Here is a 25631-nt window from a genome sequence, read left to right on the forward strand (position 1 = left end):
CCCGGTGCTCTAAATGCCGAATTCTTCGGACGATTAGTCCTGTAACCTAAGTTTGACATTGCACAGAGATGATCCTTTTAGAGTATCATACTGTAATCAATCTAACTTTGCTCTCCTAACTCCCTCAAACGTGATCTTGACAGGAAGGATGGAATCCCCTCTGAATTTCATTTCATCAATACAGGTCACCCGGCGATTTCGGTCTGTTTCACCCAGAGGTCGGCGGTGATAGACCAAATACCACAGGTCTTTTTTCGGATGCTGTATTATCGAATGATGTCCAGCACCGGTAGCAACGGCAATATCTTGTCTCAAAATCTTATCAGCTCTTTTGAAAGGGCCAAAGGGCGAATCAGCAATTGCGTAGGCTACCGAATAATCCGGACCAGTCCAGCCACCTTCTGACCACATAAAATAGTATTTCCCGTTTCTCACAAACATTAATGGCCCTTCCACATATTGATCGGGTGTAATCTCTTTAAATACAGAGCCGTCGGGAAATGGTACAAAACCAGTAAAATCCTCATTGAGCATGGCTATATTACAATGCTTCCAGCCGCCATAAATTAGATAATAGCGGCCGTCGGTGTCTTTAAATACAAATTGATCAATAGGCTGAGCGCCGTTATGGAACTTGCCAATTAACGGCTTACCCAGGTGATCTTTAAAAGGACCTTCTGGCTTATCTGAAACCGCCACCCCTATTCCACCGATCTCCTGGTTACTTTGAATATCATTCGCTCCAAAAAACAGAAAATAACGGCCATCTTTTTCAGTAATGGAGGGCGCCCAGATGGCTTTCTTCGCCCACTTAATTGACGCAGTGTCTAAGATCCGGCTATGTTTCTGCCAGTTCACCAGGTTGTCAGAGGAAAACGCGTCAAGAAATACCTGTTGCTCATATGGCGCTGAGTAGGTAGGATAAATAAAATATTTGTTGCCAAAAATCACTCCTTCCGGATCGGCATACCAGCCCGCAAAGACAGGATTCCCTGATTTTACCGGCCTTTGCACCAGACAGCTGCCGAGCACAGCACATAAAATAATACTGAATGCTAATTTCAACTTCTTGATTTTAGTTTTTGCTAAAAGCCCCCGCATCATTAAATCTAAAGTTCTTATGTTATTATTAAAAATAGTTTATTCCTGTTTGATATCTATTGTGGGTGGTCCAACAATTTCAAATCCCCAGCTTTTTCCTTTTTCTGTGGCTGGAACACCTTTCTCCATCCAATGTGGCGCGGGTTTTCCTTTAAGATAGTGGTCGAAGAACTGCTGTTCCCTGATCTGAATATCTTTACGGTTTTGGCGTTGCACAAGGTTATGGGCTTCATTATTGTAATTCAGCATCCACACAGGTTTATTCAATCGGCGTAAAGCTGTGAACATTTCGATCCCCTGATACCATGGCACCGCTCCATCTGCATCGTTGGCCATAATCACAACCGGAGTGTTTACCTTAGGCAAGTGGAAAAGTGGTGAATTCTCGATATATAATTCCGGTTTCTCCCAAAGGGTAGCACCTATCCGACTCTGAGTCTTTTCATATTGGAACTGACGATTCATACCGCTGTCCCATCTAATACCACCATAGGCCGAGGTCATATTCACGACAGGTGCGCCAGACCAGGCCGCTGCGTACATATCCGTTCTGGTGATCAAATGAGCAACCTGGTACCCTCCCCAGCTTTGACCTTGGATGCCTATTTTAGAACCATTAACCCATGCATTCTTTTTTAAGCTTTCAACACCCGAATTGATAAATTCTTCTGCTGATTTGCCCGGATAACCGATCTCGTAGCTGACATCCGGTGCAAAAACTATGTAACCATTACTTACAAAGTATGATATGTTTAAACGTGACGGAGTAGGTGTTGGGGCGATGTAAGTATTCAGACCGTCAGAAAGTTTCTCATAAAAGTAAACGATCATTGGATATTTCTTGTTCGGATCAAAATCCTCCGGTTTGTACAGTATCCCTTCAGATTTGTAGCCTTTAGGGGTAGTCCAATTAACCAGTTCTGCGGTTCCCCAGTTGTACTGACTTTGCTGTGAATTAATGGCGCTCAGCTTTGTCTCCTTTTTAAAATCATTTGAAACGTACAGGTCAGGACTTGATTGATAATTGCCTTTGGTATATACGAATGAACTGCCGTCCCTTGCAATAAGTGGTTTTGAATAGCTATGGGACGACATAATAATCCTTTTAGGATTATTAACACTAGTTACACTGGCCGTGTACCAGCCACTTTCTTTAGTGACATTGTTAAAAGCACTTAATATAATTGGCAGCTTCGAATTAATTACTTTGTCATCAACACTAAATCGTCTGAAAGTACGCGGCGCATCGAAATCAATGTAACGGAAGGTAAGCAAGTTTTTTCTGCCATATCCATTAGTTATTATTTTTGGAGTTCCTAAGGCCGGATTAAAACTCCAGATATCGTAACGATCATTAATTAATACTTGTTGATCGTTTTCCGTCCACGTAGCGATGCCGTAAGGGCTTGGATCGTCTGGAACGTCATTCAATTCGCTATAGAATGGTGTATCCAGACCCTTGTTCAAAGCAAGTGTAACACCTGTTTTAATGCTGTAGGTATACCAGTTTCTGTCGGTATGGTCGTACCATATTACGTAATTAGCTCCCGGGGACAGATTTGCGCCACCACGAATCTTCGAAGCAATCTTCTGTCGCTTTCCAGTTACTGTTGACAACAGGTGAAGATCTCTATAAGTTGAACCTGTCCACTGGATCTCTTTTCTACTTTCGATATCACCTGAAACCAACGCATATTCACTATTGCCTTCATCACCTAATTCAATATCAGGAATTTCCAACGACCCTAACTGAAGTATCCTTGGTAAATTGTTTTTTGGATATATGACTGCCATGTAGCTGCGTTTTAATTCCCGCTCCACGTTCTTTAGTTGCATGGGCTGCAGATAATCATCCTTGTAATTCCACACGTCAACCTTTGCTACTTCAAACTCGACAATATTAGTGTCCTTGGGTGCAATGATTGGGGAGGTACCAAAGAACAGTTTTTCAGAATTTTTGCTAAAGAAAACGCGCCCCTCAACATTGACGTTCCAGTCGGCAGGCATTCCCATAGTGGTTTTATCTGCAATCACCCTTGCACTGTCTAACAGGGGGGTGTAATAATACAAACTGTAGAACTTTTGAAGTGATTTTTCAGGTCCCTTTTCTGCGGTAAAGGCAAATTGCTGATCCAAATCGTCAAAAGCCAAATTCTTATAATTTCCCTTACCTGAGCTGATGTATTTCAATTGATCTTTCTCAACATCATACCAAAAAAGTCCCGCCTTAATTACTGAATCTTTTTTAGAACCACTGCTTACAAATGCAAGGATCTTACCATTATTACTCAATGAGTAATCTGTAACATACTTGAAAATCTTCTGGGTTCCTCCTGTTAGCTTATGTAACACCAGGTCGGTTCCTTCTACTTTAGCAGCATTTGATGGTGAATCCTCATCAGCCAGAAAATCTGAATCGGTTATTCTATTAGTTTCCTTTTTCTTTTTAACTGTATCGACTGGTGCTTTGTCCATTAGGTAGACCACGACGTTTGATGCGTTTTCCGGAAGTTTATAAGATTTAACACGCCCAACCTTTAAAACCGGTGCCTGTCCTAAAGCCATAATACCTAAGGTATCTTTAGGCATATCATCCGCTTTTTTCTTCTTGATTTTGGCTAACCTGGTCTCCTGATAAAAGGGCTTGATCAGAAATACGGCATACCTTGAATCCTCAGAAAACTCGGCTGAGTTAACTCTTTGAACATTGGAAATAGCTTTTGTTTTAAGATTGGTTATTGCAAGTTTGGCGTCTCCTTGCTGAGGGGTGACAGCATACATCACCCAGAGGCCATTATTACTTATCCGCTGGGAATTAATTGATTGCCAGGCATCGTAAACCTGATGATCTAATGGCTTTTTTGACGGTTGCTGCCCAATGGACAAAAAGGAAACCGATGACAGAATTATAAAGAGTAAAGGTTTTCGCATATGTTCTTTAGCATTTTATGAGTTAGTGCTAAAGATGCGAAATTTGGGTTGAACGGAATGGGCATAGCTGGTTTAATTAGTCAACTTCAATATAATGGTTACATAATATAAGATCTGGGCGCTCTTTCTTTGACCCTGCAAATCCACAAGTCTCGCCTGCTTCTATCAATTATATTTCATAAAGAGTCCTCAAACATCAGCATCGCCTTTTGTGTTGAATTGAGAGAATATTTTATGAGTAATAACCCTAAACACACTGACTACAAACAAAAGTTTGAAGAATGTAACGATAAATTTGAGACAATATTCAGATTAACATCCGTTGCATCTAAGATCATTAATTCAGATCTCACCATTCTAAAGGTCAACAAAGCACTCACCGAACTTTTAGGTTTTTCTGCAGAAGAAATTGAGGGAACAGAGATTCTGGATTATGCCTGTGAAGAGTTCAAAAAACACTGGCATGATCTGCAGGATGAATTATGGAGCAAGCAAAGTCCATTCTTTAAATTAGATGTCTGTCTGATAAGAAAAGATAAATCACTCGTCTGGGTAAATGTAACCACTGTCTTATTCAATGAAGATGGTATTACCTACGGCTATTCGGTTTTGGATGACATCACCGGGAAAAAGCATTTTGAAGAAAGTGAAAGAAGGTTGAATCTGGCTTTACAATATTCGAAGATGGCTGCCTGGGAAATGAATCTGGATGATCATTCAGTCATCCGATCACAAAACCATGATCAGATTTTTGGCTATAAGAATCCGATTAACCAGTGGAGCCTTGAACATTATTTGATGCATCTTCTTCCGGAAGATTCCGTTCGTTTCCAGGAGGCCGTTCAATCACTATCCCATCAGGGCCTGTTAGATTTTAAAGGACGAATCCATACCGACAATCTGTCTTTTAAGGTAGTACACTTTCAGGCTGAGGCTGAATTCAATGCGGCTGGCAAGGCTGGCAAGGCTGGCAAGGCTGGCAAGGTAATCGGCACCGTTAAAGACATTACCAAAGAGAAATTATTGGAAAGACAAAAAGAGGATTTTATCAGTATCGCCAGTCACGAATTAAAAACTCCAATTACAAGTTTAAACGCTTCGTTGCAATTGATCAATAGAAAATTAAGCAGTCAGGACGAGAAGATTCAGGACCTGGTTAACATGGCCAATAAAAGCATGACGAAGGTAAGCGGATTGGTTGAAGATCTGCTTAGTGCGACTAGCATGAGCAAAGGCCAAATGCACTTAACTAAATCAAATTTCAACCTATCGGAGCTGATAGCAGATTGTTGTGATCACATACGCTATGGCGATGAATATTCTATAAAAACGAACGGAGATCTAAATTTGACAATTCATGCTGATGCAGAACGCATTGAACAAGTAATTACCAACTTAATTAATAATGCAGTAAAATACGCACCGGATTCGGAGGAAGTAAACGTGTTTATCGAAAGACTTGATCACATGGTAAAAATATCAGTCGTAGACAAGGGGCCAGGAGTTCCCCCTGAAAAAATTGTCCATTTGTTTGACCGATTTTATAGGGTTGAAAGTGGTGGAAGTCGATATTCAGGTTTGGGATTGGGCCTATATATCTCGTCGGAGATCATCAAAATGCATGAAGGTGAAATCGGTGTTAACAGCGAAGTCGGTAAAGGCAGTACTTTCTGGTTCACCTTACCGGTGGAACAATTTGCCATCTCGGTTTATTAACGTCTTTATTGAACTTATCATCTCTAACTAATCAGGGCTGCCATTCGTTTTACTAACCTTGAATTGAATAAACTTTCTCAATGCAATTTAAATAATAGAACAATCACCATCCTCGATTTTGTTATAGAAGCTCGCATTGCCGCAATCAGTCAATCGATGAAGGTTAAACGCATTCTGCCATTTCGGTTACGACGAATGGTTGGTCCTTTTATCTTTATGGATCACGCCGGCCCGGTACTGCAGGTGAATTCAAAACTTTCTTCACTAGATGTGTTGCCACACCCGCATATTGGACTTTCTACAGTAAGCTACCTGTTTGGTGGACAAGTAACACATCGCGACAGTCTGGGCGTTGAACAGATCATCCGACCGGGAGAAGTAAACTGGATGACGGCAGGTAGTGGTATAGCTCACTCAGAGCGGTTTGAGGATCCGGCTGCACTGGCTGGAGGAAGGTTAGAAATGATACAGACCTGGGTAGCCCTACCCGAAAAAGATGAAGAAACCGCACCTGCGTTTAACAACTACACTCCTGATCAGTTACCTGTTTTTACCGACAAAGGAGTTTGGATGAGGCTGATAGCCGGCGATGCTTACGGACTGACTAATGATGTAAAGACAAAATCTCCGCTGTTTTATCTTCACGTAATTCTTCAGAAGGGTGCACAATTTGAACTTCCAAAAGAACATTCAGAACGCGCTTTTTATATCGTGAAAGGAACTGTTGCAATATCAGGCACAACTTATCCTGAAGGACTAATGCTGGTCTTCAGCAAAGGGGTTGATCCAATACTAACGGCAAAAGAAACTACAACTTTAATGCTGTTGGGTGGTGAACCTTTAGGCGAACGATTTATTTGGTGGAATTTTGTGTCTTCACGAAAAGAACGAATTGAGCAAGCGAAAGAAGACTGGAAGCAAGGGAGGATAGTATTGCCACCAAGCGATAACCAAGAGTTTATTCCACTTCCTGATGATTCATCCAAACCAGCGGGCAGCGCACCGAGGCCTGAGCCGCTTTCATAAGAGAAACTCATAGGGCTCTCTTAGAAATTGTATAAAAGCCTTATTTAAATTCCTATTATTCTATAGAAAGGTTCAAGTCCAGGAATCTTATGGAATTGAACCTTTCTGTAAGTTTCTCAAGCCGGGAAATACAAACCCTTAAAACCATTCTTGAAGCCCGTTATGGCCACGTATCTATTTTACCGGTGTAATAACAATCTTTCTGAACTCGATCGGCCCATGATCTCCCTGGATATATATCGGACCAGGTTCGCCCTCATTACTATCCAATGCGCCACCAGTAATTCCAGGAATTTCCTGGTTGCTAATGATCGTTTTACCGTTTGCAACGACCGTAACCATGCGACCAACTAATGTAATATCATAAGTTTGCCATTGATCAGGTCCCAAAGCAGCAATCTCACTAGGTGTCAGGAATCCATAAACACCTCCGAACAAGACATTCGACGGGTGTGCATCTTTTGGCGCATCTTCAATCTGTACTTCATACCGTCCTCTTAAATAGACCCCACTATTACTGCCTTTTGGATATTTGAACTCTACACGTAGTTTGAAGTCTGTAAACTTTTCGTTTGAAACCAGGTTAGCGCCTGATTTAGGACTGGTTAGAATACCGTTTTTAACTGCCCATTGATTCTCACCCATTGCTTTCCAGCCACTAAGGTCCTTACCGTTAAACAATTGTACGGGCGATCCCCAAGCGGGCGGCGATGTTCTTGTAAGATAGGGCGCTTTCACACCTTTCCAACTATGGTTCTTTCCCTCACTAGTAGTTATTGTACCACTAATTGTTGCACCAACAAGCTTACCTTCAATTAAAAAATCCTGCTCACCACTCTCCCACTGCGGCGGAATAGTAAAGTTAAATTCACCGTTGTTAAACTTAACTTCGGCTACCGGACGTGCACTGCCGGATATGCCTACGAAACTACCTACTAAAGTCTTGTTTCCCGAAAGCTTCACTTCTAACCAGGATGGCCTCGGCTTGCCGTTTTCATCGATGGTAATATCCCAGCGTCCTATAAGGTCTTTTGATTCGACTGTATTTTGCATACTGGAACTTGAAGTGTTTGCAGCCATTAAAGAATTAGCAGATCCTAAAGTTAAAAGACCACCCAAGGTCAGTACAAATAGTGTTTTACGCATACAAAGTTTAAATTAAGTTAAAATTAGCTCTCCGGTAAATACATTTCAATGCTCCGATAGTACCGTAAGATAGGATTTATTGATTGGTTACACCAAATTAAATGAATGAAGCTCGCTAGAATAATTGCTTTATGGCACCGCCGGTATTCACGAATTACGTTCTTAAGTCGTTTTACTTCCTCAATATGTTGACCTAACGTCAGTTGGGTTAGGTCAGCATTTGTTTCCATAACTTTAAAACTAGGGCTTTAAAGTCATGAAGCCTCAGAGTGCTTGCATCGCAGGTAAAAAAGCTGTGTTCTAAATTGCAATATGGAACTGAGATTAGTCTAAACAAATCGTTTAATGACGTTGATCATCTTCTTCCGATGCCTTAAGTCACTCTTTAGTTTACACTTTTTGCTGAAATTTATCAATTAAAAGCATTGAGTTATGGAAAATCAGACATTAAGTGCCGAAAGTAACACCGTGGCTGCAACAGGCAGACTAATGAGAGGTTTGGTCTATGGCGGACCAGGTATCATTGAGTTAAAAGAGATTTCCGTTCCGGTGATTGAAAAATCGACAGATGCCCTTGTAAAAATATTAAAGACAACCATCTGCGGAACCGATCTTGGTATTCTACATGGAAAGACGCCAAGCTGTAAGCCTGGTACTACCCTTGGCCACGAAGGGGTCGGGGTTATTGAAGAGGTTGGTGCATCGGTTAGAAATTTTAAAAAAGGAGACCATGTAATCATCTCGTGTATCACATCGGATGGTACCTGCGAATACTGTAAAAAACAGATGTACTCACACTGCGAAGACGGAGGCTGGATACTTGGCCACCTGATCAATGGTACCCAAGCTGAATATGTACGTATCCCCCACGCTGATAATAGTCTCCATGCAATACCAGCAGGAGCTGACGAAGATGCGTTGGTTATGCTTAGTGATATATTGCCAACAGGCCACGAGATCGGTGTGCTGAGTGGCTGTGTTAAACCGGGAGATACAATTGCAATTGTTGGTGCCGGACCCATCGGTATGTCGGCGTTGCTAACAGCACAGTTTTATTCACCCGCCAGGATCTATATGATCGATTTGGATGACAATCGTTTGCAAGTGGCGAAAAAGTTTGGTGCAACGGATATCATCAATTCTGCCTCGGAGGATGCGGTCAAGAGGATAATGTCTGAAACAAAAGATGGCGTTGATGTGGCCATCGAGGCTGTCGGAGTTCCTGCCACTTTTGATGTTTGTCAGAGAATTGTTCGTCCAGGCGGACATCTGGCAAATGTTGGCGTACATGGGAAAAGTGTAGACCTTCAAATTCAAGATCTTTGGATCCAAAACATCACAATTACCATGGGATTGGTTAATACAGATACAACCCCCATGTTATTAAAAACAGTTTTATCAGGAAAGATCAATCCGGGTCAACTGATAACACACCACTTTAAATTAGATGAAGTACTTAAGGCTTACGAAGTATTTGGTAACCCGGCCAAAGAGAAATCTCTAAAAGTCATTATCGAGCCGTAGTAAGCGCTACTTTAAGATATCCTAGCTGGATTGTTGAAAAGGCCGCATTGGTAACCCGTGCGGTTTTTTTTACCTGGTGATATATATAAACACTTAGAATTACCGCTTTAGAAAATTGTCTTAACAAACAAAAAACGTCAAACAATGAAAACATCAGATTTCACTACTGCCATATTGGTAAACCAGACTCCGAAAGAGGTATTTGATGCCGTCACGAATGTTCGCGGATGGTGGTCACAAGAAATTGAAGGCCCAACAGCTAAACGGGATGACGACTTTAGATACCATTATGAAGACGTTCATCGCTGCCATATAAAATTAATAGAAGTCATTGCTGACGAAAAAGTCGTTTGGCTTGTGTTGGAGAACTATTTTAAGTTTACGAAAGACAAAAGCGAATGGACAGACACAAAAATGATTTTTGAAATCTACAAAAAGGATAATAAGACCCAACTCCGCTTTACTCACGAGGGCCTGGTTCCTGAATATGAATGTTTTGAGGTTTGTTCAAATGCGTGGACACACTACATCCAGGAGAGTCTATTCAAACTGATCACTACGGGTAAGGGAGAGCCTAATAGTACGGGCAAACCGCAAACTGCTGATGAGGAGAGGCTCGGTTCACGACACAAGTAATGTTGATAATTTTGAGATTCTAAATTAACTGGTATTGATTTTCAACATTAATTAATGGCTTAGAAAGATGACTGATCAGCAGGAATTTGATTTTCCATAATGAAATACATAATTCGAACATTGCCGATTCATTTCTTCTGAGCCTGTCACAATCATCATAAGTAGTAATCGAGATCATTGGCTTAAAATTTAATTTTTCTTATATTGATAGTATTCCATTTTAAACAAAATATTCGCCCTACTATAGAAAAAGCGCCGAATTAATCTTAAAAAGAAACCGAGAGTCCGAATTCTTGGACCAAATTTCTCATTGAGCGAAATATCAGATCCAATCGATAAAGCAGAATTGATATATAATAGCACAACTTCCGAATACAACCATATTTAATATTTAAATATTAAAGCCTGTATTATGAAAAAGTCCTTACTATTTATTATTTGTCTTTTGACCTGTATGGTTTCTGTGAAAGCACAGATTTTGTTTGGCACCACCTCTGGCGGGGGAAAAGGCGGAGGTGCCATCTACAAGCTTGTACTCGAAACAAATAAACTAACCGTTGTTAAATCTTTCGAAAGCCTTGCCAAAGGACCAAGCTCTAAATTAATCCAGGGTAGCGATGGATTGTTATATGGCATGACACAGCTTGGGGGAAGGAGTAACAGCGGCGTTATCTTTGCATTTGACCCGCTCGCAAAAATATATAGAAGACTCTGGGATTTCGACCACATAAATGGACAATACTCTGAAGGTATCCTATTACAAGCAACCGATGGGAAACTTTATGGAATGACTTCTCAGGGCGGGGCTAATAATCTGGGGGTGATCTTCTCCTTTGACCCCTCCTCCGGGAATTTTAAAAATTTATTAAATTTTGACGGAATAAATGGCAGTGGGCCATTAGGAGGCCTTGTTCAAGCGAAAGATGGAACTTTATATGGCATGACAACTTTTGGCGGAAGCACTAATAACGGGGTAATTTTTTCGTTTATGCCTTCATCCTCAACTTATACTAAACTGAAAGATTTTAACGGGGTTAATGGAGCTCACCCTTATGTGAGCCTTGTCACCCGGCGTTTACCTGGTCAGGCTTTCTATGTCTCAAAAAGCAGAAACTTTTAAGATAATAATTACTGAGTAACAGAGCAGAAAATGCAAAAAATACAAAGCAAATATTATAAAAACTGATACGATCCCGATCAAACGTATCCACTTGAACGCATTGAAAGAAATACCCACTTGGATTATTTCCTTTTCGTCTCATATCAATCCTACTTTCCGATACAGAATATTTACAAGCCTCCTTAAAGCCTCTGTACTTAACTATTCAATTATTAAAATCTGTATTATGAAAAAGATTTTTCTAACATTCATTTGCTTGACATTAGACCTGTGCGTACCTGATCTCGTTTTTGCGCAACCTGGCACGCTTGATAAAAGCTTTGGCACGAACGGACGTGTTGTGGTTCCACGAAGTGCAAATCCATATGTTTTTGGGAGTATTGGGGGTAAGGAATATGGGTCAATGGCTATACAAAAAGATGGAAAAGTATTAATAACTGTAGGCGCTCTTCATTCTACGACGAAAATGGCCGCTTTTGGAATTGTGCGCTTAAATCATAATGGAACATTGGATGAAAGCTTCAGCGATGACGGAAAAGCCTTTGCAGAAATGTCCAACTTCTATGCGGTTCCATGGGATATATGTATAGCTCCTGATGGAAAAATAATCGTCACCGGCGAAGTAGCGAATTCCCGCGGTGAAGATATGATTTATCACAGGTTTGCAGCCGTTCGTTTAAATCCGGACGGCACGCACGACAAGAGTTTTGATGGCGACGGAATCCTTTTGCTTGAAGAAGATTCCGGAGGTGATAGCTACAGCGTAGCTGTACAGGAAGATGGTAAGATTTTACTGGCTGGCTATGGCATAAACCCAAAAACCAATGAACCTAATTTCAAAATTATACTTCTTAATGAAAATGGGTCTATTGATACTGGTTTTGTGGAAAAGGGAATGCTTTTTATTGACCTGACGTTAGGTAACAAAATAAGATTACAACCAGATAAAAAAATATTGATTTCCGGAGATGATTCATTTGATTTGAATAGTAGTTTCGACTTCACAATCGTTCGTTTGAACCCCGGGGGAAGCCTGGACACCAGTTTTGGCTCGGGAGGAAAAACTTATATTGATTTCGACGGAAACACTGACCACGCAAATGACCTGGTAATTCAGGATGACGGAAAAATACTTGTGTCGGGAACCACATACAGTCGAAATACGCCGACTCTTTTTACTGGTGATTACGCATTAGCACGGTTAAATGGAAACGGAACTTTAGATAGTAGCTTCGCAGTAAATGGTAAAAAAATAATCGACTTCGCTAATTCCGATGATCTGGGGGGCGGCGTAGCCGTTCAAAAAAACGGAAGTATTTTAATGAATGGATCTTCGCCTGCCGAGATTGAACTTACGCCTAACTCCTCAAAAAGGAATTTTGGAATAGTGCGGCTATTGCCCGATGGAAGTTTGGACACTGCTTTTAATGGAGATGGAAAACAATTATTAGATTTTGGTTCTTCAAGCTGGGGTTTTGGTGTGCTTATTCAACCGGATGATAAAATTGTCGTAGGTGGTACACAATTTGGAGTCCCTGCCCTCGCAAGATTGATGTTTGATGACAGCCCCCCTCCAGTTAATTTACCCCCATCTTTTACAAAAGGTCCTGATCAAACCATATTAGAAGATACTGAGAAATTTATAGAACACTGGGCGACTGATATATCTCCCGGTGAAGGTGAAGCTAATCAAACTATAAGGTTCATCGGTGCTAGTAAAAATAAAGATTTGTTCCAATTTCCCCCGTCTCCCAGTGTGAATGGAGATTTGTTTTTAAAACCGCTATTAAATGCAAACGGCTCTGACACGATAACCCTGGTTCTAAAAGATAACGCCGGGACAGACAATGGAGGGATTGATGAAAGCAGTCCTAAAGCTTTTACCGTAACGGTAATACCCGTCAATGATGCGCCGGCCTTTACTTTAAATACCATTCGCTTTGTAACAAAGGTTAATAGTGGTCCTCAGTCAGTAAAAGAATGGGCGTCCGAACTTTCCAAAGGTCCTGGAAATGAATCCGGACAAAAGCTCCGGTTTTTAGTGAGCAATAATAATAACAGCCTGTTTTCAACCCCACCATCTATTGATACAAGCGGAACATTACAATTTACAGGCGCTAAAAGTGCGACTGGTATAGCGGAGGTTACCGTTACTCTAAAAGATGACGGCGGCACTGAAAATGGCGGAATAGATCAAAGTCGTTCTCTCACTTTTACCATTACTATAAATTCTGCAAATGAAAAGATAGTGACTTTATATAGCACCACGTCTGAGGGAGGGACAGGAAATGGCGGAACTATTATAAAATTTGTCCCTTCTTCCAATAACTTAACTGTTCTCAAATCATTTGATTTGAACTCGAAAGAAGATGGATATTCTGTAACCGGCACCCTGGTTCAGGGTAATGATAAAAAACTTTACGGTATGACCACCTTTGGAGGTAGCAAAGGCTATGGGGTGATCTTTTCCTTTGATCTTGCGAAATCGAAATACACCAAACTTAAGGATTTTGATAACGCTAATGGGGCCAATCCAAAGGGTGGGCTCCTGCTGGCCAGTAATGGGAAGTTATATGGGATGACAGCAAATGGGGGAAGCAATAACAAAGGGGTTATTTTTTCCTTTGACCCCAGCAAACTTGCTTATACTAAGCTAAAGGATTTCACCGGCCCAGACGGTGAGAATCCTCATGGAAGCCTTATGCAGGCAACTGATGGAAAACTATATGGCATGACAAGAAATGGCGGTGCGGGCTCAGGCGTGATTTTTAACGTTGACCCTACTAATTCCAATTTTACTAAACTAAGGAATTTCGATAATGAGGTAATATTCGATTTCAGCGAAGGACGCTTCCCTTATGGAAATCTGATTCAGGCGAATGACGGAATCCTTTACGGCTTGACATCCAGGGGTGGTTTTGACACAGGCGAGGGCGCTATTTTTTCATTTGATCCCAAATCCTCCGTATATAATTTAATTTATAATTTTTTTTCTCAGGGAACAGAACCGAATGGAAGTTTGATACAAGCAAACGATGGTAAATTATACGGTATGACCACGTGGAATGGAGAGTTTGATTCTGGAGTTATTTTTTCCATTATTCCTTCCCAACAATACTCTCGACAAGCATACTCAGTACTTCATAATTTTGATTTCGCAGAGGGCTCTCGACCAAGAGGCACGTTAATTCAGGCTAGCGATGGAAAGTTATATGGCATGACCCAGGAAGGTGGAATCAGTACTAAAGGAGTTATTTTTTCTTTCGATTCTCCAACTGGTGTGTTTTCTAAGCTGAAAGATTTTAACGGTGATAACGGCGCTTCTCCAGATCTCGGCTCTAGCTTTATTGAAGTTAGCATCGATGAAATTAACACCGCTCCGGTTCTTACAGCCATTGGCAATAAATCTATTAATGAACTGGAAGATTTCAGATTTACTGCGAAAGCTACCGATGAAGACTCACCGGCTAACACATTAGAATTCTCACTGGCTAATGCTGCTGCAGGAAAATTCCCTGAAGGAGCTACTATTGATAAATCCAGCGGCTTATTTTGCTGGACACCTACCGAAGCCCAGGGTCCGGGAACTTACCGGGTTAAAATTGTGGTTTCCGATGGTGCATGTACCGATGAGGAAGAAATAGAAATCAAAGTTTGTGAAGTCAACTCTAAACCAGTTTTAGCTACCATCGGCGACCATACAGTGGACGAAAATAAGATGCTGACTTTTACAGCCAAAGCTGTCGACAAAGATATTCCGGAGAATACCTTAAAATTTTCGCTTGCTGATCCATCTACAGGCGACTTTCCAACCGGTGCAAGCATCAATTCCTCTACCGGAGCATTCAACTGGCTGCCCTCAAAAACTCAGGTTCCCGGAACTTTTAGGATTAAAGTGATTGTTTCTGATGGCACTGCCACAGATGAAGAGGAATTTGCAATCAATGTTCGGAAAACCAGTCCTGCATCCCTTACTGCCTTTCCCAATCCATCTGCTCAACATGCGACTGTCCGGTTTGCAGTTCCAACTGATGAAGCAATGGTTACACTGGTAGTTTATGATTTTAAAGGACAGCAAATAAACCGGCTTTATGAGGGGCGCGCGGAAGCAAGCAAACCTTACAGCTTTGATCTAGACGGTTCTAATCTGTCACCCGGCGTATACCTGATCAGACTTTCTATGTCGCAAAAGGCCGAAACATTTAAGATAATAATCACTGATTAACAGAGCAGAAATGCAAAAGAAATAATCACAGATATTGCAGAAGCACACGGATCGACTGTATTAGATTGACACTTGGTGAAAGTATCTTCACAGTTAGGATATTCCTATCTGTTGCCTTCTATTTCCCGATACAGAACTTGGAGAAAATGTTCTCCAGCAGATCATCTGTGGTCACTTCGCCCGTAATTTCACCCAGGTAATACAGCGCCTGTTTGATATCCATGGAAAGGAAGTCGGAAGTAACGTTACCATCTACGTTATCTAAAACTCGTGAAAGAGCTTCGCTGGTCTTTTGAAGGCTTTCCAGGTGGCGGATATTGCTAACCAGTACGTCATCAGTGTTAATCTTTGCAAGATTAACTTTCCGCAGAATTTCATCCTTAAGCTCGTCGATACCGTCTTTATTTTTTGCGGAAATATAATTAGGATTAAGGTGAGCAAATTCAACCTGCTGTTGCGGGCTAAGAAGATCGGATTTGTTAACGACCATTACATAGGGGATGTTAAAGGCGTCGAGTTCTTCCAGCTGACTTTCAATCTCTTTAATAGGTTGCAGAGGATCTACCAGGTAGATAATCAGCTTGGCGGACTTCATTTTTGCGTAGGTACGTTCCACGCCCTGCGCTTCCACGATATCTTCGGTGGTACGAATTCCGGCTGTGTCAATAAATCGGAACGTGATGCCATGGATATTAATCTCATCTTCAATGGTATCACGTGTAGTGCCAGCAATTTCAGATACAATGGCACGCTCTTCATTCAAAAATGCATTCAGCAAAGTAGATTTACCTACGTTTGGTTTTCCGGCAATAACCACCGGGACGCCATTCTTCATCACATTGCCTTGTTCAAACGAACTGATCAATCGCTGAAGAACATGATTGATCTTATAAATGAGTGCTTTTAAATCATCCCTGTTAGCAAACTCAACATCCTCTTCAGCAAAATCAAGTTCCAGTTCGATCATTGAAGCAAAGTGGATCAGTTGCTCACGTAAGCCCTTCAACTCATTAGAAAAGCCGCCACGCATTTGCTGGAGTGCCATTTGATGAGAAGCTTCAGAGTTAGAAGCGATCAGATCTGCAACAGCCTCCGCCTGAGAAAGATCAAGAGCGCCATTGAGGAATGCCCTTAAGGTGAATTCTCCGGGTTTAGCGGGCCTTGCTCCGTGCTTCATGCCCAGCTTTATAATTTGTTCTATAATAAACTTAGAATTATGGCAGGAGATCTCGACTACGTCTTCTTTGGTATAAGACGACGGTGCGATAAACAGAGATACCAAAACCTCATCAATTACAACATCATTCTCTCTGATAGTACCAAAATGAATAGTATGGCTAGCCTGTTTACTGAGGTCTTTACCTTTGAATAACTGATTGGTAATAGATACAGCCTGTGGACCAGAAAGACGAATCACTCCTATGGCCCCGCTCCCTGCAGGAGTTGCCAAAGCAATGATAGTATCTGTATGGTAGTTCGTAGCTGCGCTTGAGTTCATGCAGGCAAAGGTACAAGCAAATTAGCAAATGTGCGGATGAGTGAATTAGCAAATGAGAGGAATAGTAAATGAGCAAATTGATGATCGAGTAGTCAGCTAAAAAAGTTTGCTCATTAACTCATTTTCTAATTCCCAAATTTGCTCATTTACTCATTTCCATGCTCATCGGCTCATTCCTTTATAGATCATCTCCGAAACCTTCGCCATAACCTCCTTGCCCGCTTCTTCATCTTCCAAACCTTTTGATAAGATTACAAGCACATATTTGCGACCATCAGGAAGATAAACAATTCCGGCATCATGCTGTATTCCGGTAATCGAACCCGTTTTATGAGCTATCCTCACCTCTTTCGGAAGCCTGGCAGGAATAACATCGTTGAACTTTTGGTCAAGTAAAATGCCGATCATTGCTTTAGAGCTTTGAGGATCGGCAACGTTGCCCTGTGCCAGCGCAGAGTAGATTACCATTTGATCGTAAGCAGTGGTTGTATTATTCAGGCCTTTCTCATAAGCTTTTATATCTTCCACACCTCGCAACACCTGAATATCATTGGCACCGAGGTTTCGCATAGTCTGATTGACATTTTCAGCTCCTACCAGTTCAATAATCATATTGGTTGCCAAATTACTGCTTTGAATAATCATCCGGTAAAGCAGGCTGTAGATATCCAGTTTACCGCCTATTAACTTATAAAGTTCTTGGTCGCTGTCGCTGCTTTGGTCTAATACGTATTCAGAGCTATCAGCTATGCTTTTGAAGTTCTGGTGCACCGTCAGCGAGTCTGTTAATGCAATTTTCCCGGTTGATACCTGTCTATAAGATTCCATCAGAACCGGCGTCTTCATGGTACTTGCCGCATGGAATGACTTCCGCTCATTGATTAGAATTTCTCTTCCCGATTGCAAATCCCTGAAAGCAAGAGCAAATTCTCCTTTTACAGAGGAAAAGTGTTTATTAATTTGACCCTTCAAGTTAGTATCTACTGGTGAAAACGAGGAAGACGCTGACGTGAGGAAAATTAGAAATAACTTGAACATGCGTCAAGATAGGCAAAATACACACAAGTACTAAAATCAGCGAATTAACGTGTTTTGTTTAGACTAAGTGAGGTTAACAAGTCGGTTTTATTTGATAAACACAAGAGAACAGTGACCTTTATATTTCGGTTTGAAAACCAGGTTAGTCGTTTCGGCAACACCGTTTAAGTGACGGATCCATGCGATCACTATTTCCTCCACGACGCCGTTTTCTGAATCAGTTCGATGGAAAGGAAATACCCTTATCCTATGAGGCGGATGAATTGGAAACGAAGCTTTGACCAAAGTTATCATCGTGTAGAACCATTCGCACGAATACTCTGGATCATCTAATTCAAAAATATCTCATCAACAAATAGCCACGCCGGTTCACCTTTACCAGGATGCCAAGCCGGAAGTTTCTTCACATTCTTAGCTACGATCTTCAGGAAGGAGATCCGTTGCGGTTTAAACTTAGCCTCCACTTTAATGAACGACTCCTCATCACCTTTCATTGTGGTTTTTGGTTTCGTGACGCCTAATAACCGCAGGTTACTTTTAGTGCTGCCGCCCCAGATTTCGATCCCGGCAGGAGGGAAAATATAGGTTGGTAATTGTCGCAGCACATTTAACGTTACTGATTGCACGTTTACCGGTTGTTTAAAGAACAGCATGGCCTCCATGTTATTCTCTCTAAAGCCAATCCACTTTCCGGTATTAATATCATAATCCCCCAGTTGCTTATCGGTCAGGATTGTTGCCCCCTCTGACCTGTATTTTTCATTAGGCGGCAATAGAAACAGAATGCTATCAGGTTTGTAGGTACTCTTGTAAAAATTGGTAGTTACCGCATCGCTGCCATACCAACCGGCCTTGTAAGCCCGGGCTTTCAAAGTAGTATTTTCTTTAACTAGGATTTCTTTGTTATAGATAAGAGATTTAAGGCTATCCGGTTCAGACCCATCTGTGGTATATCGGATCTTAACTCCATTTATCGGATGTTTTATTTCTACCGGGATGGAAGTTCTAAAAACAGCTGCTTCTGTATTAATGCGTGGCTGATTTAACTTAATAGGATGATTCCCGTCATCTTTAAAGCCGGCGATTATAGCTATGCCCCTGGTTGTTTTTTGTAGCTGCTGAATTTCTGATTCGCTAACCCTGGTATTCCATAGCGTCAGTTGTTTAAGGCTATTCATCTTCCCGGCCTGCTCAACAAAATTATAACTCACCTTCGTGCCGGATAAAGACAAAGCCTCTAGATGTTTCAGGACCAGTAACTGTTTTAATCCTGCGTCGCTGACTTCGGTAAAATTAAGGTTCAGTCTCCGAAGGTTCTCAAACCTGGCAATTATTTTCAGATCATCATTACTTACAGGGATCTTGTTCAAATTCAGTGACACGATTTGATTTCTGATCGGGCTAAGCTCCTCTAATATCTTTGATTTGTAGGAACTTCCGTTGTAAATATTCACAGCCAAAGCCGGAGACTCTTTAGCCAGAGGAGAAACAATCCGGTAATTATTGTTGAGTTTTTTTATCGTGTTTTCATCAGCCGCAGCAAATTCATATTTTTCTGCGGGGGTTTCTGTTGGTGTTAAAAATGTTGTTGCCAGCAATCTTAAAGAATCATCAGGCGGTAAATCAATTACTTTTCTTTTCAATTCGGCGTTGTTTTTTATCCATAGGTGCAACAGGGTAATTTCTTCCTTTGTCAATTGCGCTTTATCTTTGGGGGGCATGTGTTTCTTTTCATCCAGCGGCAGATGTATACGCTCGAGCAAAAGGCTGATCTCCGGTTTTCCGGGCACAAATAATTTCCCTGTTTTTCCGCCTTTTAGTAAGGATTGGACATTATCCATCATCAAACTTCCTTTGGCTTTGTCTATGTTGTGGCAGCTCAGGCACTTTTGCGTAAAAATGGACATAATCACATGATCAAAGACTTTGGCCTCAGCTATCGGCACTGCAGCAACTTCTGCCGGGGATGTCACTGATTCAAGAACAAAGTTATCTCCATGAGTTAATGTAGCACCGTAGTGACCGGCCACAATTACACAGACGGCCGTGAGAATAGCTCCCGCCCTGGCCGCATACGTATTATACCAGGAAGAATTTCTGCACCAGTAAATAATGGAGGCTATAAAAACAATGGCTACGCCTGTCCATTTATGCCACTGCAATATGTCTCCGGAATATCCATCTTCCATAGATAAGAAGAGTCCCATAACTACTGTTACGGCTGAAAAAAGTGCTCCTGCGAGTAATAAATTCGAAGTGAATTTTTGATATAACTCCTCTCTTGAGTTAGCGTCCTTAAAACGAAAGAACTCGAGAAACATGGCCAGCATCAGGATTACTATCGGGAAGTGCAATACCATCGGATGCATCCTGCCTAAGGGCTGCAACCAGTAGGGAACCGTGATTTGATCTTCAAAAACCAATAAAAAAACAATAAAGATATTGGCCGCAAAAAGTACATTCTCAGCAAGACCTTTAACAGTAACTTTCATAGCACGTTATACGCGGGTAAATTTATATGGATAGACTTTTCCGGAAGCCCATTGCGCTACGTAGAGGTTTTCATCATCATCCACACATACATCGTGCGGGTTTAACAAAATCTTTTCAGCTTGCGCCATAGGTTGCAGCACACCGTCTATATAATTGGGTGGGGTACCTCCGATATTGGATACAACCTGATTGTTTTTGTCTAGTATCGTAGTAAAACCACTCCCATCTTTGCTCAAATCAGGCGATCTTAATACAGCTGCATACAGGTGATCATTTTTTATGACCGGCCTGCAAACACAGGCTCCGGGCAGATTGATTATCTCTTTCAAATTGCCCTGCATATCAAAACGTTTAAAGCAATTACGAGTACGGTCTGTAACCAACAGCGATGGTAAGCCCTGCCGGGTATCAATACAGATTCCATGGGCATTATCCAGGTTTTTGGGCTCCTCTCCTCTGCCACCAAAATAGCTCAGCAGTTTGCCATCAGCACTGTAATGAAAAACATATTGCAAACCATAACCATCGGCGATAAAGAAATCCCCATTATCGGCCACTGCTGTCTCGGTAGGTACAAACTCCTCATTTTTCTTATATAAGCCAGTCTCCATTGGACAATCAATGGTCATCAGGATCTTCCCATCCAGGGTGGTTTTATATACCTGATGCCTGTTGGTATCGGTAATGAATAAAAACTCTTTGCCATTTTCCTTTGCCAGGGTCAAGCCGTGAGCACCGGGAAATTCATGCCCCCATGAATTCAGCAGTTTTCCTGATTTGTTATAAATAAGGATATTGTTTTTAGTCTCATTAGTTAGTAAAATGATCCTTCCCTTCGCATCCTGTACCATTTCATGACAATCGTTTACCGGATGTTTTAGGGGATTTAATTGTCCCCATTTTGTATCCAAACGGTACCGCATGTTATTATGTCCATAAATAGGCCCTTTGGGTTTTGCAAACAGGTCGCTGGCTATAAAAAAGCTTGCCGAAGCTACCGATGTATGCTTTATAAATTCTTTTCTATTCATCTTAAATAGTATTGAGATGTGAGTAGTGAGTATTGAGATGGATTTTCATGCGCCTTCGATTTCCAGAATGGTCATATGGATTTCATAGAGTGTCCTTAAAAGTATTTTTTTTCTTAATTTCTAATTTTAATCTGCTTCGTTTTGCACGCAGAGTTGGATATAGGCACGCAAAGTCTACATAGTCTTACACAATGGTTCTAAGATTAAACTTTGCGGCCTCTGCGCCTTCTTTGCGGCCTTTGCGTGAAATAACCAATGTCTTAAAGTTAGCATCCATGTTTTATCATTCCCATGATCTTGGAATCTGTGGTGGCCCTCTTCAGATTTGTTAAATGGAAGAATGAGCCAACAGAAACCATAAGCGTTATACTAAAATGTCTTTCACAACTTTTCCGGCAACATCAGTAAGCCGGTAACGGCGCCCCAAATGTTTAAATATTAATTTCTCATGATCTAATCCTAATTGATGCAGAACTGTTGCCTGGAAATCATGCACATGTACCGGGTTTTTAAGCACGTTGTAGCCAAATTCATCCGATTCACCATATACAACCCCAGGCTTAATTCCACCTCCGGCCATCCAGATGCTGAAACAGCGGGGATGGTGGTCACGTCCATAATTATCTTTTGTCAGTTTCCCCTGACTGTAATTGGTCCGGCCAAATTCGCCGCCCCATATAACCAGCGTTTCATCAAGCAGCCCCCTTTGCTTCAGATCAGTAATCAATGCTGCCGAGGCCTGATCTACATCTTTCGCCTGGCCGGCCATCTCTGAGGGAAGGTTACCGTGCTGATCCCAGCCCTGGTGGTATAATTGCACAAAGCGGACACCATTTTCGCTTAATTTACGGGCAAGCAAACAATTAGCCGCAAAAGTCCCCGGCACCAGGCAATCGGGTCCGTAAAGCTTTATAATATCATCCGGTTCTTTAGAGAGGTCGGTAATTTCAGGAACAGCGGTTTGCATCCGGTAGGCCATTTCGTATTGCTGCACCTTCGCATTGATCTCCGGGTCACCAAATTTCTGGTACGACAGATCGTTCATTGCAGCCAGATTATCCAGCATTTTTCTCCTTTCAAACCTGTTGAATCCTTCAGGATCTTTCAGGTAAAGTACCGGATCTTCACCACTGCTAAACTGTACTCCCTGGTGGGTTGAATCCAGGAATCCATTTGTCCAAAGTTTCGAATATACGCCCTGGCCGTTGCCTTTACCCCGTGAAAGCAGAACGGTAAAAGCTGGCAGGTTTTTATTCTCGCTGCCTAATCCATAACTCAGCCAGGCACCCATACTGGGCCTGTTTCCTTGTTGTGCCCCGGTTTGAAAAAAGGTTAAAGCCGGATCATGATTGATCGCTTCAGTATGCATGGATCTGATGATACAAATATCATCCACCACTTTTGCGGTATAGGGAAAGAGATCACTGATCCATGCCCCGGACTGACCGTACTGTTTGAAGTCATAGTATGAACCAACCAGTGGAAAAGAAGCCTGATTAGATGTCATCCCCGTAAGTCTTTGCCCTGCACGGATGGATGGAGGGAGTTCCTGCCCCATCATTTCCCTAAGCTTAGGTTTGTAATCAAAAGATTCCAGCTGAGATGGAGCGCCGTTCTGGAATAAATAGATCACCCTTTTCGCCTTAGGTGCAAAGTCCGGAATTCCCGGCGGAAGGCTTGTGTCATCCATTCCCCCGGTAAAAAGATCTGGTATAAGCAGGGAACCCAAGGCAACACTACCAAGTCCTAAGCTTAACCTGGATAAGAAACGGCGCCTGTTATAGTTAAGGCCATGTTCTAAAAAATCCTTTTCCATATATCAGGTTTTTGTAATGGTTTCTTCTAAATTATAAATGGTGGTGATTACTCCCATCATTGCCGCCAGGGCAGTTTTGTTGATTTTCGCAGGAACTGGATACTCTCCTACAGCTAATACTTTCGCAGCATTAGATTTTTGCTGAAATACCTTTAACTGATCTGAGTAGTAGGCTGTAAGCAGGCTAATTTCTTTTTCAGTGGGGTTACGACAAACGATCAGACGAAACGCCTTTCTAACTTTTGCTTCAGCCTGGCTATTCTCCTGTAATAATTTAGCTGCCAAAACACGGGAGGCTTCCAATACGGCAGGGTCGTTCAGCATGACCAATGCCTGCAGCGGGGTATTAGTATTTAACCGCTTCACTTCGCACTGATCCCGGTTGCTTGCATCAAAAATGCCCATCGCAGGTGGCGGAACGGTCCGCTTAATGAACGTATACATTCCTCTACGGTAGAGACTTTCACCATGATCCTGCTTATAGTTCGCCAGCAGGCCCCGGCCAGATGTTGCGCTTTCCCAAAGCCCTGCAGGCTGGTAAGGCTTTACACTTGGGCCGCCTATCGTTTTGACGAGCAGTCCGCTGCTGGCTAAAACCAGATCTCTTACAAACTCTGCCGGGATCCGGTAACGTGGTGCACGTGCAAGCAGAAGGTTTTCCGGATCCATTCGTAATTTTTTGGATGATATTTCTGCCGACTGCCTATAGGTGCTCGAAAGGACGATCAGTTTTACCAAGCGCTTGATGTTCCAGCCATGGTTCATAAAATCTACCGCCAGCCAATCCAGCAATTCCGGGTGAGACGGAAGCTCGCCCTGCATTCCAAAATCTCCGGACGTTTTAACAATACCGCGTCCAAAAAACTCCTGCCACACCCGGTTCACGAAAACCCTTGAGGTAAGGGGATTTTGCTTGTCGAATAACCATTGCGATAAACCCAGTCTATTTTTAGGATACTTGTCACTGAAAGACAACAAAGCTTTCGGAGTTCCCGCCTGTACTTCTTCCCCATGCGAATCGTATACGCCCCTGTTGAGGATATGTGTTTTTCGAAGTGTATCCCTTTCACCCATAACTGAAACTATCAGTTTGCCGGTATCCTGCTTGTTCACAAACGCCAGTACCTTTTTTACATCATCGTTACTGATTTCCATCAGCGGTTTTTTAGCAAATGTTTCAGGGCCACCGACTGTTGATTCCAGACCTACTTCCTTAACGTTGTTGAAAAAAGCATATACCTGGTAATATTCCTTCTGCGAAAAAGGATCGTATTTATGATCATGACAATGCGAGCACTCTAAGGTAGCCGCAAGCATGGCCTTGCCGAACGTATTAGTGCGATCGGTAACATATTCTACACGATATTCTTCATCAATAACTCCTCCTTCTTCGGTGATCTTATGATTCCGGTTAAAGCCTGTGGCCAGAATTTGCTCTTTCGTAGCGTTTGGCATCAGGTCGCCCGCCAATTGCCAGGTGATAAACTGATCATAAGGAATATTTTTATTGAAAGCGTGAATTACCCAATCTCTCCATGGCCATTGCGAACGATAGTTGTCATCCTGGTAACCATGCGAATCCGCGTAGCGGGCAACGTCGAGCCAGTGCAGGGCCATTTTTTCTCCGTACGCCGGACTTTGCATCAAGGAGTTTACCATTTTTTCATAGGCATTGCTGCTATTATCTGCCATGAACTTGTCCATCATCTCAATGCCGGGAGGCAAACCGGTAAGATCAAGACTGAGCCGTTTCAACAATCTTTCCTTATCAGCTTCCAAATTAGGCTTAAGCTTTTTTTGCTCCAGTCTTTGCAGGATAAAATGGTCGATCTCGTTGGTTACCCAATCTTCGTCATTCACCTTTGGAATAGCCGGTTTCTTTGGCGCAGTGAAAGCCCAGTGACGCTCATACTTAGCCCCCTGTTGAATCCATTTTTCTATAATTGAAATCTCATAAGCTGATAACTTGAGGTTTGAAGATTGCGGGGGCATCAGAAAAGCCGAATCCTGTGAAGAAATTCTTAAAAACACTTCTGATTCCTGGGGTTTAAAAGGAACAAGGGCGTGAGCTGAAGGCTTTTCTTTTAAGGCTTTATAAGCTTCTTCAGCGATATCCAACCTTAAACCGGCTTCACGCTTATTGGCATCCGGGCCATGGCAAGCGAAACACTTATCGGAAAGAATGGGCCTGACGTGAAAGTTATAACTAACGATATCAGGCACGTCTTCTTCACCTACTGTACTTGTTGACGAACTATTACACGCTTGAATAGCATAGGTAATAACCGAAAATGTCAGCATTAAATAAAACAGTCTCCGATACATATCAA

The 25631-nt window shown here is 42.0% G+C and carries 15 protein-coding genes; 6 read left to right on the plus strand and 9 right to left on the minus strand.

What is annotated here, in order from left to right; all coding sequences use genetic code 11:
• Nucleotides 1-96: 96 nt before the first annotated feature.
• Together AC1MCB_RS06330 and AC1MCB_RS06335 are read right to left on the minus strand one after the other, a co-directional pair.
• Entirely contained in the window at nt 97-1065 is a 969-nt protein-coding gene (locus AC1MCB_RS06330; RefSeq protein WP_479967896.1) for a glycoside hydrolase family 43 protein, read from the minus strand.
• 75 nt (nt 1066-1140) lie between these two features.
• Complete coding sequence (locus AC1MCB_RS06335; RefSeq protein ID WP_479967897.1) at nt 1141-4032, minus strand: alpha/beta hydrolase family protein; 2892 nt, start codon at nt 4030-4032, stop codon at nt 1141-1143.
• Between the two features lie 234 nt (nt 4033-4266).
• Here AC1MCB_RS06335 and AC1MCB_RS06340 point away from each other — a divergent pair, with 234 nt between their 5' ends.
• Together AC1MCB_RS06340 and AC1MCB_RS06345 are read left to right on the plus strand one after the other, a co-directional pair.
• A complete protein-coding gene (locus AC1MCB_RS06340) occupies nt 4267-5748 on the plus strand; it encodes a PAS domain-containing sensor histidine kinase (RefSeq protein ID WP_479967898.1) in 1482 nt (493 codons plus the stop codon).
• Between the two features lie 63 nt (nt 5749-5811).
• Nucleotides 5812-6774 carry a pirin family protein gene (locus tag AC1MCB_RS06345; protein WP_479967899.1) on the plus strand — a complete coding sequence of 321 codons (963 nt, stop codon included), beginning with the start codon at nt 5812-5814 and terminating at the stop codon, nt 6772-6774.
• A gap of 174 nt (nt 6775-6948) precedes the next feature.
• On the opposite strand, the gene AC1MCB_RS06350 is transcribed toward AC1MCB_RS06345, so the two are convergent.
• Nucleotides 6949-7920, minus strand: coding sequence for a 3-keto-disaccharide hydrolase (locus tag AC1MCB_RS06350; RefSeq protein ID WP_479967900.1), 972 nt, complete (start codon nt 7918-7920; stop codon nt 6949-6951).
• Between the two features lie 432 nt (nt 7921-8352).
• On the opposite strand from AC1MCB_RS06350, the gene AC1MCB_RS06355 reads away from it, so the two are divergent.
• The 4 genes from AC1MCB_RS06355 to AC1MCB_RS06370 all read left to right on the plus strand — a co-directional run bounded on the left by AC1MCB_RS06355 (nt 8353) and on the right by AC1MCB_RS06370 (nt 15425).
• Complete coding sequence (locus tag AC1MCB_RS06355; protein ID WP_479967901.1) at nt 8353-9444, plus strand: zinc-dependent alcohol dehydrogenase family protein; 1092 nt, start codon at nt 8353-8355, stop codon at nt 9442-9444.
• Between the two features lie 144 nt (nt 9445-9588).
• Nucleotides 9589-10080: an SRPBCC family protein gene (locus AC1MCB_RS06360; RefSeq protein WP_479967902.1), complete on the plus strand. Its 492-nt coding sequence runs from the start codon at nt 9589-9591 to the stop codon at nt 10078-10080.
• A gap of 412 nt (nt 10081-10492) precedes the next feature.
• A complete protein-coding gene (locus AC1MCB_RS06365; protein WP_479967903.1) occupies nt 10493-11200 on the plus strand; it encodes a choice-of-anchor tandem repeat GloVer-containing protein in 708 nt (235 codons plus the stop codon).
• A gap of 226 nt (nt 11201-11426) precedes the next feature.
• Nucleotides 11427-15425 (plus strand): choice-of-anchor tandem repeat GloVer-containing protein, encoded by a 3999-nt coding sequence (locus AC1MCB_RS06370; protein WP_479967904.1) that lies wholly within the window; start codon nt 11427-11429, stop codon nt 15423-15425.
• A 118-nt stretch (nt 15426-15543) separates the two neighbouring features.
• Here AC1MCB_RS06370 and mnmE read toward each other — a convergent pair whose 3' ends face one another.
• From mnmE to AC1MCB_RS06400, 6 genes are all read right to left on the minus strand, one after another.
• Nucleotides 15544-16923 (minus strand): tRNA uridine-5-carboxymethylaminomethyl(34) synthesis GTPase MnmE, encoded by a 1380-nt coding sequence (mnmE, locus tag AC1MCB_RS06375; RefSeq protein ID WP_479967905.1) that lies wholly within the window; start codon nt 16921-16923, stop codon nt 15544-15546.
• A gap of 162 nt (nt 16924-17085) precedes the next feature.
• The gene (locus AC1MCB_RS06380; RefSeq protein ID WP_479967906.1) at nt 17086-17961 is read right to left on the minus strand and encodes a serine hydrolase; all 876 of its coding nucleotides are present in this window, start codon (nt 17959-17961) and stop codon (nt 17086-17088) included.
• A 329-nt stretch (nt 17962-18290) separates the two neighbouring features.
• Nucleotides 18291-20453, minus strand: coding sequence for an FN3 associated domain-containing protein (locus tag AC1MCB_RS06385; protein WP_479967907.1), 2163 nt, complete (start codon nt 20451-20453; stop codon nt 18291-18293).
• A gap of 6 nt (nt 20454-20459) precedes the next feature.
• Nucleotides 20460-21485, minus strand: coding sequence for an NHL repeat-containing protein (locus AC1MCB_RS06390; RefSeq protein ID WP_479967908.1), 1026 nt, complete (start codon nt 21483-21485; stop codon nt 20460-20462).
• A gap of 364 nt (nt 21486-21849) precedes the next feature.
• Nucleotides 21850-23301 (minus strand): DUF1501 domain-containing protein, encoded by a 1452-nt coding sequence (locus tag AC1MCB_RS06395; RefSeq protein WP_479967909.1) that lies wholly within the window; start codon nt 23299-23301, stop codon nt 21850-21852.
• A gap of 3 nt (nt 23302-23304) precedes the next feature.
• Nucleotides 23305-25602 carry a PSD1 and planctomycete cytochrome C domain-containing protein gene (locus AC1MCB_RS06400; protein ID WP_479967910.1) on the minus strand — a complete coding sequence of 766 codons (2298 nt, stop codon included), beginning with the start codon at nt 25600-25602 and terminating at the stop codon, nt 23305-23307.
• Between the last annotated feature and the right edge of the window lie 29 nt (nt 25603-25631).

Source organism: Daejeonella sp. AP26 (assembly GCF_056680515.1).

Excerpts from the sequence above, each read along its gene's own strand:
- AC1MCB_RS06335 (WP_479967897.1), bottom strand. The coding sequence starts at position 4,032 with ATGCGAAAACCTTTACTCTTTATAATTCTGTCATCGGTTTCCTTTTTG.
- AC1MCB_RS06340 (WP_479967898.1), top strand. The coding sequence starts at position 4,267 with ATGAGTAATAACCCTAAACACACTGACTACAAACAAAAGTTTGAAGAA.
- AC1MCB_RS06350 (WP_479967900.1), bottom strand. The coding sequence starts at position 7,920 with ATGCGTAAAACACTATTTGTACTGACCTTGGGTGGTCTTTTAACTTTA.
- AC1MCB_RS06355 (WP_479967901.1), top strand. The coding sequence starts at position 8,353 with ATGGAAAATCAGACATTAAGTGCCGAAAGTAACACCGTGGCTGCAACA.
- AC1MCB_RS06360 (WP_479967902.1), top strand. The coding sequence starts at position 9,589 with ATGAAAACATCAGATTTCACTACTGCCATATTGGTAAACCAGACTCCG.
- AC1MCB_RS06365 (WP_479967903.1), top strand. The coding sequence starts at position 10,493 with ATGAAAAAGTCCTTACTATTTATTATTTGTCTTTTGACCTGTATGGTT.
- AC1MCB_RS06370 (WP_479967904.1), top strand. The coding sequence starts at position 11,427 with ATGAAAAAGATTTTTCTAACATTCATTTGCTTGACATTAGACCTGTGC.
- mnmE (WP_479967905.1), bottom strand. The coding sequence starts at position 16,923 with ATGAACTCAAGCGCAGCTACGAACTACCATACAGATACTATCATTGCT.
- AC1MCB_RS06380 (WP_479967906.1), bottom strand. The coding sequence starts at position 17,961 with ATGTTCAAGTTATTTCTAATTTTCCTCACGTCAGCGTCTTCCTCGTTT.
- AC1MCB_RS06385 (WP_479967907.1), bottom strand. The coding sequence starts at position 20,453 with ATGAAAGTTACTGTTAAAGGTCTTGCTGAGAATGTACTTTTTGCGGCC.
- AC1MCB_RS06390 (WP_479967908.1), bottom strand. The coding sequence starts at position 21,485 with ATGAATAGAAAAGAATTTATAAAGCATACATCGGTAGCTTCGGCAAGC.
- AC1MCB_RS06395 (WP_479967909.1), bottom strand. The coding sequence starts at position 23,301 with ATGGAAAAGGATTTTTTAGAACATGGCCTTAACTATAACAGGCGCCGT.
- AC1MCB_RS06400 (WP_479967910.1), bottom strand. The coding sequence starts at position 25,602 with ATGCTGACATTTTCGGTTATTACCTATGCTATTCAAGCGTGTAATAGT.